The sequence below is a fragment of the Roseburia rectibacter genome (assembly GCF_014287515.2).
GTDB lineage: Bacteria > Bacillota > Clostridia > Lachnospirales > Lachnospiraceae > Roseburia > Roseburia rectibacter.
In genome coordinates this window covers 1,316,841-1,332,553 of the sequence record NZ_CP092473.1, presented here as the reverse complement: position 1 = coordinate 1,332,553, position 15,713 = coordinate 1,316,841, and the positions used below count along the sequence as shown (strand labels likewise).

The following is a 15,713-nucleotide window of genomic DNA, read 5'->3' as shown; positions in this document are numbered from 1 at the left end:
TAAGAGCCATTTTCTTTAGGACTATCTTTACCTTAATTTTTCATATTTTGGGATGTAATTTGATTCAGTAGGACTATTTTTAGAAATTTGCATTAATTTGTTTTTTGAAACATCCTGCCCGGAGGTTTTGTTATGTAATTGGGAATTTCAACAAATTTTCCAATTACATAACAAAAAACGGCGGTTCATTCACGAACCACCGCTGCTGCTTTTACCTGTATATTCGAAAGACAATCTGACAGATCATCCTGCGTCAGGGAATTATTAAACTCATCTTCCACGATCGCCTCTATCTCATATGTTTTACTTCCATAATTCACAGTTATAATATTCCCAGACAGATCTGTCAAAATCTTTGTAACCTGCTGACCTCCGAAAAACTCATCTTTTGCAAGATAATTTTCGTACCCTGACATGTCTTTTACCGCTGGAAGCAGACCAATTTCTCCGATCAGCTCATTCATAAAGTCAGAGTCTTTTTCAAACATCTCTACTAAGAAATCCACTGCTGCATCCGGATTTTTTGCATTTTTCAACACATACCATGCACTTCCACCGACATTTGATGCCGCCACCGTCTTTATCTCTCCATCATACACCGGGATTGGCACAACTCTCCAGAGACCGCTTTGTTCCTCCACACTTTTTATGCTTGAAACGATCCAGCCTCCACTGATCACACTTGCAACGCTTCCATTCTGAAAAGCGGAAATAAATTCATTCCAGCCATTGACGCTCACACCGACATTTCTTTTTAGTAATTGCTGATATGTGTGAAGTCCTTCTTTTAAATACTCATTATCCTCAATATCTGCATGATTGTTTTCATCCACATACCAGTGACCGCCACTCTGCATGATGATACGAAGCAGTGGCGAATCTGTCGGATCTAATGTCAGCATCGGGATTCCAAGCTTCTGATAGACATCCTCTCCGATCTCTATGTATCGTTCCCAGGTAAGATCCTGCATATCCGCTTCGGTATAACCCGCCTGCTCTAAAATATCGAGCCTGTAAAAAAGTGCTGCTGTTCCGCTGTCAAATGGGATTCCATAAAATCTGTCTCCCTTGGAACAGAGCTTACTTTTATAATCTGTATATCTGGCATAATCAACTTTGTCTGTAAGATCTACGAACTCATCCTCGTATTGTGAAAGCACATCCTGAATATCATAATCTTCGATCATGATCACATCGGGGAGTTCCTGATACATCTTGGATGCGATCAGGTTTTTGGTATCTGCTAAGATTTCTTCTCTCTCTTTTGTCTCTACTATGATCTGAATATCTTTATGTGTTTTTTTATATTCTTTCGCCGCAAGTTTTGCAGCTTTTACATTAAAAGTATCATCCCATGTCCAGATTACGATCCTGTCTGTTTCCTTTTCTGCGCTCACGCTCTGCCGTTGTCCGCAGCCACATAACATAGCTAAAATCAAGCCCATTATAATGCCAAATCCTGCTCTTTTCATTTTTCATCCGTCCCCGTCTTATAACTCACCGGTAAAACGATCACCACCGTCGTTCCCTTTTGCTCCTCACTGAAAATATTGATCCCATAGTCGTCTCCATATAGAAGTTTTAACCGCTCCTGCACATTGTGGACTCCGATTCCGGAATAATGCTCTTTTCCGGTTGGTTCATTCATAATTTTTAAAACTTTTTCCTTCGTCATTCCGACACCATCATCAATGATCTGGATCTCTAATTTTTCCTCTTTCTGTTTTACCACGATCTGAATCGTTCCGCATCTGCCTTCCGGATACGCGTGGAAAAATGTATTTTCAATGAAAGGCTGTAAGATCATTTTCGGCAGAAGATATTCCTCACATACTCTCGAAACATAATATTCTACCTGTATACTGTCCCCATATCTCGTCTGGTTGATCAGGATATAATTCTGGATATTGATCATTTCCTGTCTCACCGGAATAAATTCATCCGAGTTACTGATCGTATTACGCAAAAGACTGATAAACGCATCGATCGTCCGTACCGTTTTTGCTGTATCATTCTGATATACCAGCCATTTGATGCTTGCAAGCGTATTATAAATATAATGCGGATTGATCTGCATCTGCAATGCACTGATCTCCGCCTGTCTCTGCTTTTTCTGCGTCTGCACCAGTTCATCCACATAGTGTTTCAGATCATCTAACATATAATTATAGGTGGAAGCTAACTCCTGCACTTCCGTAGTTCCCTCCACTGTCATATATTCTGAAAAATTCCCTTCCCGGATCGCAGACATTTTTCCGATCAGCTTTGCTAACGGCCGCATGGTCTTATGCGTATAAAACAGACATGCCATCAGAATAAAGATTCCTATTGCACTGCAGCTTGCGATCAGAAACGGCATATTATAAAGATCCTGCAACGCCACATCATTATCGATCAGCGCATAAATCGCACACTTCTGATATGGCAGTATCCGTTTCATCAAAGTATACACGGTACTGTCCTGCTTTAATTCCATACGCAGTTCATCCGCATTTTTAATTTTTTCAAACCATTCTTCCTGTAAATGCGTCCCTGTGATGCCCGGTCTGTCGCTGCATAGAACGATTTCATGGTCATCCACAAGATAAAAGGACGTTGTATCTGATACAAAATAATTGTAATACTGCTTTAACTCCTCCATCGTAAGCGTCACAAAAGCAATCGCATAAACTTCCCTGCTTTCATGATAATACAGGGCTTTTGAAATGATCAGTGTATCAGCATTTCTCGATGTGGTCGTATAAGCCTGACCAGTGTAAGTATAATGGATGACATCCGGATCACTTAATGCTTTTTTGGCCGGTTCTGATTGTAAGATTTCCTGATCTGTAACGCAGATATTTTCCGTTCGCGACAGATAATGTTTACCATTATATCCAACAACAAGAATGTTCAGCCGCTCCATATCTGCAGATTTACTCTTCTCTAAATCCTGCTCCATCTGATAAACATTCTGAAATGTCTGCGTATTATCGAGTTCCGACGTTTCATTAAAATAAAGCCGGAATGCCCAGCTTGAATCTATCGCATCAAAAACATTCTGGATATGATCATGAAAATCATTAAATTCTTTTTCGATCTGTTCAAAAACCTTTTCCTGGGAATCCCCGTAATTTTTTGTAAAAACCTGCCTCGACATAACAAGCACTACAAAACTGACGGTAACGGCGATCAGGCTGATCCCAAGCATTACGATCAGTGTGATCTTTCCTGAAAAACTATTAAAACGGCTTTTTATCTTATCCATGATTCTTCCTTCGATAGACTGACGGTGTCTTTCCCGTAACTTTTTTAAATACCCTGCAAAAATAGCTGTGCTCCGAATATCCTACCTTTTCGCTGATCTGGGCAATTGACAGATCTGTATTCTCCAGTAGCTCACATGCTTTAGCCGTCCGGATCTCATTTAGATAATCACTGAACCCTTCCTTCATATGCTGATGAAAATACGCCGAAAGATAATGATAATTAAAATTAAACTCTTCTGCCATATCCTCAAGTCTTAAATCCTGCTCATAATTTTTTTCAATAAAAGCTAACATCCTTAGAATCCTGTCATCTACAGTTTTCTGTGTAACTCCGATCTGTGCAGTGATTTTTTCCAATATCTGACGCATCACTTCTTTATAATCCTGCTCGTAATGCGCCATCGAAATCTCCCTGAAATACTCATACCGCTCTGCATCTTTCTGTTCTTCTGTCAGATCAAGCTGATCTAATAAATAATAGACCATGTTTTTAATCTGGTTTTTCAGCGATGCAATATCAATTTCACTCTGCAATGCCTTTGTATTATATTCCTCAAGCAGACGCAGTGCTTCCCCATACTCCTTCATGGATAAAAATTTATTATACTTAAAAAAATCAAATTTTACAGCAGGTATCTTTTCTTTTTCCGTCATTTCATCTGCCAGAATAAATTTAAGGTCTTTATAATAAAATACCTTATCTGCATATGCTAAAATATCCTGCTGATAATACTGCCTGATTAGTCTCATTCCATCAAACGCCCTGCTGCACACTCCAAGAATATATTCAGAAAGTACCGCTAACTCCGCTGTCATCTGTTCAAAAAAACGGATCATCTGCGCATCATTTGCCGGTTTCGCACACATTACTACAATGACCAGTTCTTCCTGCAGGATCATGACCATTCCATTGGCAGCTTCAAAATCAGCGACATCCTTTTTTATTTTCTGATACAGGAGTTCAGATACATTCGGTGGAATCTCATTCTCATTTTTGATCCGCATCCCGAAAATATGAAAATGGGAATATGGAAAAATCTGGCTGAAAGCCACCTCATCTAATTCCTGTGACATCCCGATCAGATAACGCTCCATCTCCGCAGCATAATTGATTCCTTCACTCTTTTCTTTCCTTTTATAACCCGGAATTTTCTGCGCTGCTTTCTCTAATACGTTTAACAGTTCTTCCTCATTCAATGTCGGTTTTAAAATATAATCTATGGCACCATTTGTCAGCGTTTTTTTCACATATTCAAACTTATCATATCCGCTTAAAATAATGATGGCAATATCCGGATAAATCTTATGCACCATCTCCGTAAATGCAACTCCATCCATCACAGACATCACAATATCGCTGATGATAATATGCGGCTTTAACTCTTCTGTAAGCCGCAGTGCTTCATTTCCATTGGTCGCTTCCCCGACAATTTCATAGCCTTCCTGCTCCCAGTGGATCATATATTTTAATCCCTGCCGCATAATATATTCATCATCAACGATCAAAACCCGAATCATATATCCTTCTCCCCATGTGGTGTTAATTAAACTCCGCAGTGCATATCCGGAAAATCAGAGATTTTCCGGACTGACGGGCATCTACATTCCACTTCGGTCCGTGCTAAACAGGTGCCACCGGCACCTAGCACCACCCTATCACATGAGAATAAAACAAAAAAGTGTCTGCAAGCAGCCATTTTTTATTTTACTCTCATGTGGCACTGCTCATTGCTTACGCACATTATACCATCTAAATCACATGGGAAAAAGGAATGAAAAGAAAGAAAGCAAAATAATATAAATTCTTAAAATAGTGCAAATTTATTCTATTTTGATAATAAACACACCGTCTCGACAGTTGTTTCAGTTTCCAAGGGAAGTTCTTTCACTTCCTCACCATCAACAGGCACAGGAAAATTGAATACGATCTTCTTTATCCAGCTTCCGTCTTTCCTTTTCTCCGGGAACATCTCAATTCGCTCGATAAAGGCCTTCATAAACTCCTTCTGCTCCGCTTCCGTTGCGGAATGGTAGACTTCATCAAATGCCAGTAACAAGCGATAGATATTGTCTCCGGAAATCTTCTCCTGCTGGATGCTGCGGATCTGACTTTGCAATTCGCCAATCTGAACTTCGATTTCCTCTATGGTATCATACTGCTCATCATAGCGGCGCTGCAAGTCCAAAATCTTTCTGTCATAGTGGGCATCATTGAGGTCCAAGGTATCCATCTGACGCTCCAAGCGGCTTTTCGTTCCAAAGGCTTGCTTTAGCCGCCCTTGTAGGACAGCAATCTGCTTTTCCATATCTTCTGTATCAACTGCTGTTCCGATTTTCGCCTGAATTGCTTCTACAAATCGTGGATTGTTGACCATAGCGGAGATAACCTTCGCCACAAATTTGTTGATTTCCGTCTGCTCGATATTCAGACGGAAACTGCACTCATGCCCTGTCGGTGTAACCGTATTTTTGCAGTAGTAATAATACCGTGTTTTCTTGTCCTTGCTGTGCGCCTTGGCGATATTGCCATACATACTCTTTCCGCAGCATGGGCATTTCAAGATACCGGACAGGATGTGTGCGTGGTCTGGATTGTTAACCTTTTCCCGCTTAAAGGAATTGATCTTGCGCTTTTCCTGTGCCAGATACCAATCCTCTTCGGAAATGATAGCTTCGTGTTGTCCTTCATAAACCGGGAACTCCGACTGCTCAACCACGTGCATCTCGTTTCTTGTACCCTGTTTCTTTTCTGTTCTTCGTCTGCCGTAAGCAATCTTTCCCATATAAACAGGATTGTACAATACATTTTTCACAAAATCTCTTGAAAATCCCGGAATGGTATTATTCTGTCTTAGTTTCTTAGTATAACCATTGCGGTTCAGATATTTTGCAACTCCTGCAACACCCTCATTAGTGTGAATGTAGCGGTCATAAATGACACGAATTACTTCCACTTCATCCTCTGCAATGACAAGGTTTCCATTTTCCAGTTTGTATCCATATGGAGCGAAACCGCCGTTCCATTTGCCCTCACGAGCCTTTTGCTCACGTCCTGCCATTGTCTGTGTGCGGATATTTTCTCGCTCAATCTCTGCCACCGCAGACAGCACAGAGATCATCAGCTTTCCTGCATCCTTGGAGCTGTCAATGCCATCCTCCACGCAGATCAGATTGACACCGAAATCCTGCATGAGTTGCAAAGAGTTCAGAACGTCCGCTGCATTTCTGCCAAATCGGGACAGCTTAAAGACCAACACATAAGAAACATCATCTTTGCCGTCCTGGATGTCATTCAGCATCCGTTGAAACTCCTGCCGCCCTTGAATGTTCTTTCCAGAAAAGCCCTCGTCAGAATACTCCCCGGCAACGATCATATCCTCGTATGCCGCATACTTCCGCAGCTTGTCACGCTGGGCATCCAAGCTGTATCCGTCAACCTGCATCGAGGTGGACACTCTTGTATAAAGATAGCATTTAAGTTGTTTCTTTTTCAGAATCTCCACCTCCCTCATTCCTTCCTTTTACCATAAGTCCCTCGTTGCGGATATAATACTCCAAAAGCCACAGCACATAATCCGGTGCATGGCGGTTGTCCAATTCCCATTCAGTCATAGTCCGGTAAGGAATATGGACGAGCTTGCAAAAATCTTTCCGATTCAGTCCTGTGCTTTCCCGCAACTTTATAATTCTGTTTTTACAATCCATCCGTCTTTTCTCCACAAAAGCAAAAAATACACGTTGCGTAATCATTATAGCATAGCCATAGTGAATACGCAACGTGTAAATTGCAAATTTTACGCAGCCTTATCCGTCAGAAGCTGCGCTTGATTACTTTCCTCGGAATACTCCACTTCCTGCGGAGCGTCCTGTTCCAATTTATCCAAAACCTGATGTCCATATTTTTGGAGCATCTGACTCATAACATCCACACAGCGGTCAAATGCCGCATTATATTTCGCTTCCTCATAATATTTCTTCAATAGGCGATTCCTCCATCAAAGTTCCATATCCTGTCCACGCTTCCGGGCAGTGTGTTCGTGCTCCTGCGTTTTTTTTCCTCTGCTGAGGACAACATCAAGAAAAGCCCGAACCCTTTCGGATGCGATTTCCAGTGCATCCAGAAAGGGTTGGGCTTTCTGTTTGAGTTCCATATATTTTTCGTTTACCGCTTCATACCGCTGCTTCCAGATGGAAACCGTCTTTTCTGCGGAAGCCAGTTTTTCTTTCAGACGCTTGTTGTCAGCATTGACGATAATGCCATTGACCGCATGGCGTTTGAGTGTGTCGCATTCATCCGGTGTCAGCGTGATATTGTTTCCGAATGTGGCTTTTTTGCCCATTACTTCAATGTCCTGCACTGTCAGCGCAATGGTCTTTGCCGCCTTGGTTTCCTTTTGCAAAGATTCCAGTTTCTTTTTCTGTTTTGCTGTGGCAGCTTTGGCATCCTCCAAATTCTGTTCTGCCTGTGCCACCTGCCCGGTCACAGCTTCCAGCCGCTGCTGTTCTGCCTGCACCTTGAACTGGGTCACAGTCAGATGTTCCTCTGTACTGCCACGCTCTCCACGCTCCACATCGGTATAACCGGCGTTTCGCATGAAATTGAAAAAGTCATCCTGCAACACACTGTAGGATGACTTCAAAATCTTTTTCCCTTTTGCGTTGAGCATGGGATTTCCGTCCTCGCCAAGCACCGGCTTGGACTCCCATTTCTTGCTGCGGCTGACCTGTGTGATGACCTCCTTAACGGTTCCCCGGAGGGCTTCATCCTTGCATCGCTTCGACCAAAGGATCTGCTTTTCCACCACCGGGATATAGACCACATGGAGGTGGTAGTGGTACACATCCTCGCCCAGAGCTTCGGACATTGCCCGGTTGCGCTCATCGGCGTGCATCACAGCGGAGAGGATATACTGCTCACCACCCACAATCTCCACGGCGGCTTTATAGGCATCGGCATAAAACTGTTTCGCAAATTCATAGCCGCCGTAGTTGTAGAAATAAGCGGAGTTCACATCAAATACCAACTCACCGTATTTGACGGCATCCGGTTTCAGACCTCTGGTGGAGATCACGCCGTCTTGTTCCATCTGCTCAAACATTTTTACATAATCGTCCGTGGGTGCTTTGAAATGGACGTTCAGAGAAGTGCGTTCCGGCACGATGTCCTGATTGCTGTAGCTGTCCTTTTCACGCTCATTGTGTTCCTGTACCTTTGCCACATCTGCCGGGTTTCCCAAGTCCTGATTTCTGGCTACGGTACGGTCTATTCCATCGTTTCTTGCCATTGGCGTTTCCTTTCTTTGAGATTTGCAGACAGCGGAGAACTACGGAGAGGCACTTTTTCAAAGTGTAATAACCCACTATGACACTTTCATCCATACTGGCTGCAAAGTGCCGTGGGCTCTCCGAGGGCTCTCCCGAGGGGGAATGCGGTCACTGCGGTGACCTCTGCTGACCAAGGCGAAAATGTCTGCGCCTTTTCCCATGGTCAGCCCCGTCTGCATGAAGCTGTTCTGTGTCAACTTCCTCTTGCAGCCGATGTCCACAGACACTTTTTCAAAAGCCTGTGGACATAGAAACAGCCCGAACGAGAGGATGTGTGCTGTTTCTATAACGAGCGTTTCACGCTCTTTTGCTGCGTACATACGTACCAGCAATGGGATTTACTCGACCTGCCGCCATTCCTTCGGAATGTCCTCCGGTACGTACGTACACGGCGAATCTCCGTAAAACCCATTTATATGAGGTCGTGCAATGGCTTCCACTCCCATGAATCCCCAAACCCGCCGTCCGGCAGAGTTGGTGATATTGTTGCAATGTTCCAGATTGAATCTCCCGGCATTGGCAATCATGGCGTCGCTGAAGCTGCGGGCTTTCAGCGGTGCAAGGGAATTTTCTTCGCACCACATCCGGTAGATTTCATAGAAATCCTTGGAACTGATGGACGCATCCGCTTTACGCTGGATGTATCCCTCGGAATCCATGAAATCAAAGATATTGTTGTTGTCACGCTTGACCGCTTCCCGGTTTTCCCGGATACGCTCACTCTCCGTAAACTTAAAGTTGTTGGCAACAAGCCGCTGTAAGCCTTCAAATGCCCACAGGAAGATACCCTCGGATTCGGCTTTCATCTTCTCCGCAAGGTCGGGATCGTCAGCTCTGTCCACTGGCTTTTCCTTGGTGGTCAGCACAAGCTGTCTGCGATAAAATCCGTCACTGCGGTCATACAAGGCTTGCAGATCACCGTTGCTGAATGCCAGCAATCGGGCGAACATCCAACCCTGATAACTCTGCTTGCCTTTGCGTTCCAAATCCATCTTGCCCTGTGCGGTGACAATGGATTTTACATAGTTGGTCTGGCGCAGAGCTTCCATCCGCATATCATCATCCACGCACAGGAGAATGTGTTCCAAATCGGCACGGGCGAAGCGGTTTTCAGAAATCTTGCCGATGCTGCCGTCTTTCATATTCGTGCCGAAGATGGTAGACAGTACCGCACCGATTTGAGATTTACCCTCGCCGCCGTTGCCTTTAATCACCATCATGCGCTGCCCCTTGTTGGAGGGAATCAGGCAATAGCCGATAAACTCCTGCAAAGTTGGAATGTCCTCGGCGTAAAGCAACCCATCCAGAAAGTTCAGCCAGATCACCGGCGCAGTAGCATCGGGATTGTAAGCAACCGGCAAACGGCTCCGCACGATAGCCGGTCTGCCCTCGGTAAATGTGCCGTTCAATAGCAGCGTACCGTTGGACAAATGAATCCGATCCTGCTCCGGTGGAAAGTCCGGCACTTGCGCTTCCAGTTTCAGCACTTCCAGAATGTTGGTGATCTTCCGGGGGATATTGTTTACGGCACAGAATTTCAGCTTGTCGTAAATCTCCCCACGCAGAGGAAGATCGTCCGTCACTCGACCATCGGGCGTGAAAAAAGCTCCGTTTGCGAAGATGATCCTGCGCTCTTGCAGAAATTCTTCACAAAACAGAGCTTCGTTGATGTTCTGCCCGTCAAACCACATGGGCAAGTTCATATCAGGCGTTTTCCGGTTCTTCGCCATGGTGCGCCACCTCCTTTTTCTTTCGTGCGGTATACTCTTGCAGAAAAGCAATTTTGCCGTCCTGCATCAGCTTGTCCACCAATGCCACCCGTTCTTCCAGATCACCCACCGTCAGCACATCTGCCATATATTCGATATGGCAGTGCATCTGGCAGGCTTCCACAAAACGGTCATCCAGAGCATCTTCCGGTGTCTTGGGAGCATAGCGCACTTTCCAATCTTCCAACAGATGCAAATAATCCGTCAGCACCCGGAAGCACAGCATTTCATCCTCCCGGAACTGACGGATATAGGGACGCTTCGGCTTGACCATAGCTGCGGCAGTGGGCGGTTTCGGGTCAAGCCCGAAGTCCAAAGCCAGCTTTTGCGCTGCTTCATAACTGCTCAGATTGAACAGCCTTGCCACAAGGTCGATCACATCCCCTTTGGCTCCGCAGCCGAAGCAGAAAAAATAGTCCTCATTCAGCTTCAAGCTCGGATGCCTGTCGTTGTGGAACGGGCAGCAAGCCATGCCGTTGTGGCTCACTTTCAGCCCGTAGTGTTCGGCGGCTTGCTTGACGCTGATTGCCGCCTTGATGGTTTCATAGATTGTCATAGAAAACCCTCCGTTCATAATATTCTGGAAAGCACGAAGCACCCGCCGTGATTGGCAGGTGCTTCGCTCCTTCTATTATGGTTATGACGGATTTTTCAAAAAACAGGCTAATGACAGGACAAGCCTGTTTCAAAAAACAGGACAACTTATCTGAGGACGTAGATTTCTTCACATTTACATGATATAATTAGAAAAATGAAAAAACAGGACAGGAGGGCAAGCATGAATCAAGAATTGATGACATTGGATTTCTGGCAGGATACGGTCATATATGAGAGCAAAACATTTCCTGTCGGTACACTTGCCTGTGATGCACTGAATGTTCCTGTGAATACCATTGCAAAAATAAACGAGCAATGCGAGAAAATCAATCTGCTGCTTGGAATATTAAACGCCGGACAGGATGCTTCTGCACTCTGTCCTATTGCAAAGGAAGCTGCTCTGACGATGCTCGATATTCTCAGTCAAACACCGCCGTTCTCCTATATGAATATCTCAAAGCACAGAGAACGGATTGAAAAAGTCTTTACTGTGGACAATGCGCTGAAATATGTGGAGTTTGCCATAAAAGCCGCAACCAATTCTTTGCAATTTGAAGAAATCCAGAACTTTACCGATGCGATGATGCTCCAACGCTATACCGCAGTTTTCGGGCATCTGGCATACTCCCTTGGGGAATACCAAACGGCCATGCTTGATTTTGCAGAAAAAACAGACGGCAACGAAGCAGACCGCACCGCAGAGGGTTTTGCAAAAATGTTCGGCAGCTATTTCCCGCCGGAGTTTTCCATCACGGAAGGCAATGCCTGGATGTCTACCCTGAACAATTCCGTTCAGTATGTATCCGTCATCCGTCCCGGCGAAAAAGTTGCGAAGCTGGTCAAGCGGATGCACTATGTATCCTTTGTAGGGATGTTCCGGTCTGATCTCTTTGAGGGCCTGTGTGTTGGTCATGCACCGAAGAAATGCAAAATCTGCGGCAAGTGGTTTCTGACCACCAACGCACGGCACGCCAAATACTGTGGCGGCTATGCACCGGGGGACAAGCTGCACCGCACCTGTCGGCAGATCGGCAACCTGAAAGGCAGAGAACAACGGGAGCTTGCGGACGATCATCCGGTGAAACAGATTTATGAGAAACGGCTGAACACCATAAACCGCTATGTGAAGCGTGGTACTCTGGACGCTGATCTTGCAGAGGTTATGAAAAAGCTGGCAAAAGATAAGATGCTCCGGGCATTGAGCAATGTAGCCTATGCCAAGGGAGCTTATGAAAAAGAAATGGACCAGGCGGCTTTGAAAAAGGAAGCAAGTGCAAAAATATACAAAGAAAGGGACAAACATGAATAGAAAAGAACTTAGTCAGAATCATTGGAAATACTACTTAATGCTCGAAAAGCGTTTTGTTGAATCAATAGAGTTTGTAGAACTACATGAGGACAATTTTGATGCATTTTCTAACGGATATGCCCTCTTAATTCAAGCCATAGGGGCAGAGTTGGATACTGTATTCAAAGAGTTTTGCGGTTTCAATACAACGGATCGAAAAACGGTTGCAGACTATGCACAGTATATTTTGACCAACACACCGGATATAAAAAATCAAAAAATCAGTGTACAGGAATACGATATCGAAATACAACCGTTTATGAATTGGGATATTACCCAGCCCGCACAGTCGTTGCAATGGTGGGGAGCATTTACAGATGTCAAGCACAACCGCTATGAGCAGTTGAAGCAAGCAAAGCAGGAGAATGTACTAAATATCTTGGGAGCTTTGTATTTGATAGAAATGTTGTACTTGAAGAAAATCACTGATGGGACAGACGAATTTGATGTGTTTGATGAATCTTCCAACTTGTTTAGTTTGAAAAACTGGACTTCTAAGGCTGTGCCGCTGAGCCAAGCTTTTGCCGTGCTAAGTGATATGATGGACGACGAAAATAATACTACTAACAAAAAGTTCGATGCATAATTACTGTCGATATTGATAGAGAAAGAACCGAAAGGAGGTGCGCTATGCTGAGTGATTTTTCATGGGACATGACCGGATACATACCAAAACACGCTGTCAATCCGCACGGTGACGGCATCATTCCTTATGCGGCAGAGCGCATCTTCCAACTGGAACCGGAGCCTCCAGCGGTAGGCAATCTGAACGAATATATCCTGTCTGCCTTGCAGGAAAAGAATTTGATATATTTCTCATTCTTCCTACACTACTACGAGCCGCAACTTAACAAGCGCATCAAAGACTTTCTCGGTGTGGATGGCGGCGATCTGTATGACACAGACCGATTTATAGATATAAAGCTCTCCTGCCGGGAGCAAATGCTCCAAAAGCTGATGGACTATGACCTTGCCAAGGGTGCAGAGTATGCTACATACATTTTCCCGTTCATCCGGGATGCTATGCTCCGTTTTCGCATGGGCGAAGAAAAATGGTCGGTGTCCTCTCTGACCAATTACAAAATGGTGCGGTCAATGGCTTGGCTGTTCCACAATACCAAGGATGCGGTCAACGAATTTTCCAAGAAATACAACTGCGATCTTGCCCTTGCGGAAGAATATCTGAAAGTTGTCCGTGGAATCCGCAATCAGCAGCCATTCTATGTGACAGACGAGAACGGCGAGGAAACAGGCGAGGATGTAGCCCTTGACGATAGCTGGAACTATACCGATATCCTCTGGAACGGCATACAAGCAGAAAAGGTGCAGCAGGCATTTGAGAAACTGAATTACCGGGAACAGACCTTGCTCGAAAAACGGTTAGCAATTTGCATGACTTGTGGGCGTGTCAGCTCATGGAAAGACCGCCCCACCTTTGAAGAACTGGCGGTTATGTTTGAGGGCAGTACAGCCAGCGGTGCAGAACGAGCCTACCGAAAAGCAGTGGACAAGTTGACGGAATTGTTGGTTGCCGAGGGCGCAATCCATGCAGTCCGGCTAAAACAGAAATCCAAGACCAAGCGAAAAAAGAAAATCGCCGCCGCAATCTACGAATATCAGGCAGACTGCGACGGCGAATGGGGCGAAATATCATTAGATTTTGAGAACGGAAAGGCAGAGGTCTTTTGCTTGCCGATTGGGATACAGTGAAAACAAACAAATTTGCAAGCAGAGCAATCGCCTATCTTCTGAACTGTGAGAACGAAAAATTACCCAAGGAAATAATGGTGGCCTTTGAATAACGAGGGAGTGAGATACATGGAACAATTATTGATTATTGAAGATGATATAGGGTTGAATCAGGGTTTAAGTAAAGCACTGAAAGCAGATGACCGTCAGATTATATCCTGCCAAGACCTAAAAACGGCGAAGGAACAGCTTCTTTGCGGCGGTGTATCCCTGATCCTGCTGGATATCAATCTGCCGGATGGCAGCGGGCTTGAGCTGCTTCGGGAGGTCAAGGAAAACCTGCCCGGAATTCCTGTTATTCTGCTGACTGCCAACGACACCGATCTGGACATCGTAGACGGACTGGAGAGAGGCGCTGATGATTATATTACCAAGCCCTTTTCTCTTTCGGTTTTGCGTGCAAGGGTGAATACCCAACTGCGAAAGCAAGCGTCAAACCATAAAAATGCGCCGTTCCATATGGATCTATTTCACTTTGACTTTGAGTCTATGACCTTTTATGTGGGAGATTCAAAAGTGGAATTGAGTAAAACAGAACAAAAATTACTGCGTCTGCTTGTTGAAAACCGTGGTCGAACCATGACCCGTGGAGACCTTGTCGACCGGATCTGGACAGATGGCGCAGAATATGTGGATGAAAATGCTTTGTCTGTTACGATCAAGCGTCTGAGGGATAAGCTTGGCGCACAGAAATACATTAAAACCATCTACGGAATCGGTTATAGCTGGGTGACAAAAGATGAATAAAACCGGCATTGTGATCATACTGCTATGTTTTCTGGCGGCGATAGCTGCTGTATTATGGGAGCGGAGGAAGATCAGAAAAACGATGGAAGAAATCGAAAGGATGCTGGACGCTGCCATGACCGGCTCCTTTTCTGAAACCAATTTTGATGAAAGCCGGCTATCTGCATTGGAAACGAAGTTTGCGCACTATCTTTCCGCCGCAGAAGCATCTTCTCAAAACATAGCGCAGGAAAAAGACAAAATCAAAACCTTGATTGCGGACATCTCCCACCAGACAAAAACGCCGATTGCAAACCTGCTGTTATACAGCGAGCTTCTGATGGAGGAAACTATGCCTGCATCGGCGAAGGCAAATGTGGAGGCGCTGTACAAACAATCGGAAAAGCTGCGATTTCTGATTGATTCTCTCGTAAAGCTTTCCAGACTGGAAAACGGGATCATTTCACTCTCCCCTCAGCAAGCAGCGCTGCAGCCGCTGCTTGAAAGTGTGGTAGAACAATATACTGCCAAGGCTTCTGAAAAAGGATTGTCTTTGCAAATGCAGGATACAGATGCTTTTGCTGTATTCGACTTCAAATGGACAGCGGAAGCGCTGGCGAATATCGTAGACAACGCCATCAAATATACAGAGCATGGCACAATCAGGATTTCTGCCGTAAGTTACGAAATGTTTGCAAGGATCGATATATCGGATACCGGTTCAGGCATACCGGAAACTGAGCAAGCGAAGATATTTGCTCGCTTTTACCGCTCAAAGGCGGTTCAGGAGCAGGAAGGGGTCGGCATCGGCTTATACCTTGCCCGACAGATCATATCCGGCGAGGGAGGTTATATCAAGATTGCTTCCGTTCCGGGAAAAGGAAGTACGTTTTCCATATTTCTGCCGAAATAACAACAATTCTATCAAAACTGTTAGATTTCATTTTCCGC

Annotated in this window: 14 protein-coding genes; 5 read left to right on the top strand and 9 right to left on the bottom strand. The window is 44.8% G+C overall.

Going from position 1 to position 15,713, the window contains the following annotated elements:
* Window positions 1-185 precede the first annotated feature (185 nt).
* From H8S51_RS06365 to H8S51_RS06325, 9 genes are all read right to left on the bottom strand, one after another.
* Window positions 186-1,472 carry an ABC transporter substrate-binding protein gene (locus tag H8S51_RS06365; RefSeq protein ID WP_117921322.1) on the bottom strand — a complete coding sequence of 429 codons (1,287 nt, stop codon included), beginning with the start codon at window positions 1,470-1,472 and terminating at the stop codon, window positions 186-188.
* Window positions 1,469-3,247: a sensor histidine kinase gene (locus H8S51_RS06360; RefSeq protein ID WP_117921324.1), complete on the bottom strand. Its 1,779-nt coding sequence runs from the start codon at window positions 3,245-3,247 to the stop codon at window positions 1,469-1,471. Before H8S51_RS06360 ends, H8S51_RS06365 begins: the two co-directional genes overlap by 4 nt.
* Window positions 3,240-4,766 (bottom strand): response regulator transcription factor, encoded by a 1,527-nt coding sequence (locus H8S51_RS06355; protein ID WP_117921326.1) that lies wholly within the window; start codon window positions 4,764-4,766, stop codon window positions 3,240-3,242. Before H8S51_RS06355 ends, H8S51_RS06360 begins: the two co-directional genes overlap by 8 nt.
* 308 nt (window positions 4,767-5,074) lie before the next feature.
* Complete coding sequence (locus H8S51_RS06350) at window positions 5,075-6,742, bottom strand: recombinase family protein (protein WP_334294425.1); 1,668 nt, start codon at window positions 6,740-6,742, stop codon at window positions 5,075-5,077.
* Window positions 6,723-6,953, bottom strand: coding sequence for a helix-turn-helix domain-containing protein (locus H8S51_RS06345; protein WP_015540908.1), 231 nt, complete (start codon window positions 6,951-6,953; stop codon window positions 6,723-6,725). Before H8S51_RS06345 ends, H8S51_RS06350 begins: the two co-directional genes overlap by 20 nt.
* An 89-nt stretch (window positions 6,954-7,042) precedes the next feature.
* The gene (locus H8S51_RS06340; protein WP_117526568.1) at window positions 7,043-7,228 is read right to left on the bottom strand and encodes a hypothetical protein; all 186 of its coding nucleotides are present in this window, start codon (window positions 7,226-7,228) and stop codon (window positions 7,043-7,045) included.
* 15 nt (window positions 7,229-7,243) lie between these two features.
* Window positions 7,244-8,533, bottom strand: a complete 1,290-nt coding sequence (locus H8S51_RS06335; RefSeq protein ID WP_118209690.1) for a plasmid recombination protein — start codon at window positions 8,531-8,533, stop codon at window positions 7,244-7,246.
* A 378-nt stretch (window positions 8,534-8,911) separates the two neighbouring features.
* Entirely contained in the window at window positions 8,912-10,303 is a 1,392-nt protein-coding gene (locus tag H8S51_RS06330; RefSeq protein ID WP_186898961.1) for a DNA primase family protein, read from the bottom strand.
* A complete protein-coding gene (locus tag H8S51_RS06325; protein ID WP_039996408.1) occupies window positions 10,278-10,898 on the bottom strand; it encodes a CHC2 zinc finger domain-containing protein in 621 nt (206 codons plus the stop codon). The genes H8S51_RS06330 and H8S51_RS06325 overlap by 26 nt, the downstream gene beginning before the upstream one ends.
* A 222-nt stretch (window positions 10,899-11,120) precedes the next feature.
* On the opposite strand from H8S51_RS06325, the gene H8S51_RS06320 reads away from it, so the two are divergent.
* From H8S51_RS06320 to H8S51_RS06300, 5 genes are all read left to right on the top strand, one after another.
* On the top strand, window positions 11,121-12,248 hold the full coding sequence (locus H8S51_RS06320) for a DUF6076 domain-containing protein (RefSeq protein WP_186898962.1): 1,128 nt from the start codon (window positions 11,121-11,123) through the stop codon (window positions 12,246-12,248).
* Window positions 12,241-12,873, top strand: coding sequence for a hypothetical protein (locus tag H8S51_RS06315; RefSeq protein WP_021683574.1), 633 nt, complete (start codon window positions 12,241-12,243; stop codon window positions 12,871-12,873). The genes H8S51_RS06320 and H8S51_RS06315 overlap by 8 nt, the downstream gene beginning before the upstream one ends.
* A 44-nt stretch (window positions 12,874-12,917) precedes the next feature.
* Complete coding sequence (locus H8S51_RS06310; protein WP_330646773.1) at window positions 12,918-13,997, top strand: hypothetical protein; 1,080 nt, start codon at window positions 12,918-12,920, stop codon at window positions 13,995-13,997.
* A 108-nt stretch (window positions 13,998-14,105) separates the two neighbouring features.
* Window positions 14,106-14,783, top strand: coding sequence for a response regulator transcription factor (locus H8S51_RS06305; protein ID WP_117489490.1), 678 nt, complete (start codon window positions 14,106-14,108; stop codon window positions 14,781-14,783).
* Entirely contained in the window at window positions 14,776-15,675 is a 900-nt protein-coding gene (locus H8S51_RS06300; protein WP_117494646.1) for a sensor histidine kinase, read from the top strand. Before H8S51_RS06305 ends, H8S51_RS06300 begins: the two co-directional genes overlap by 8 nt.
* Window positions 15,676-15,713 lie beyond the last annotated feature (38 nt).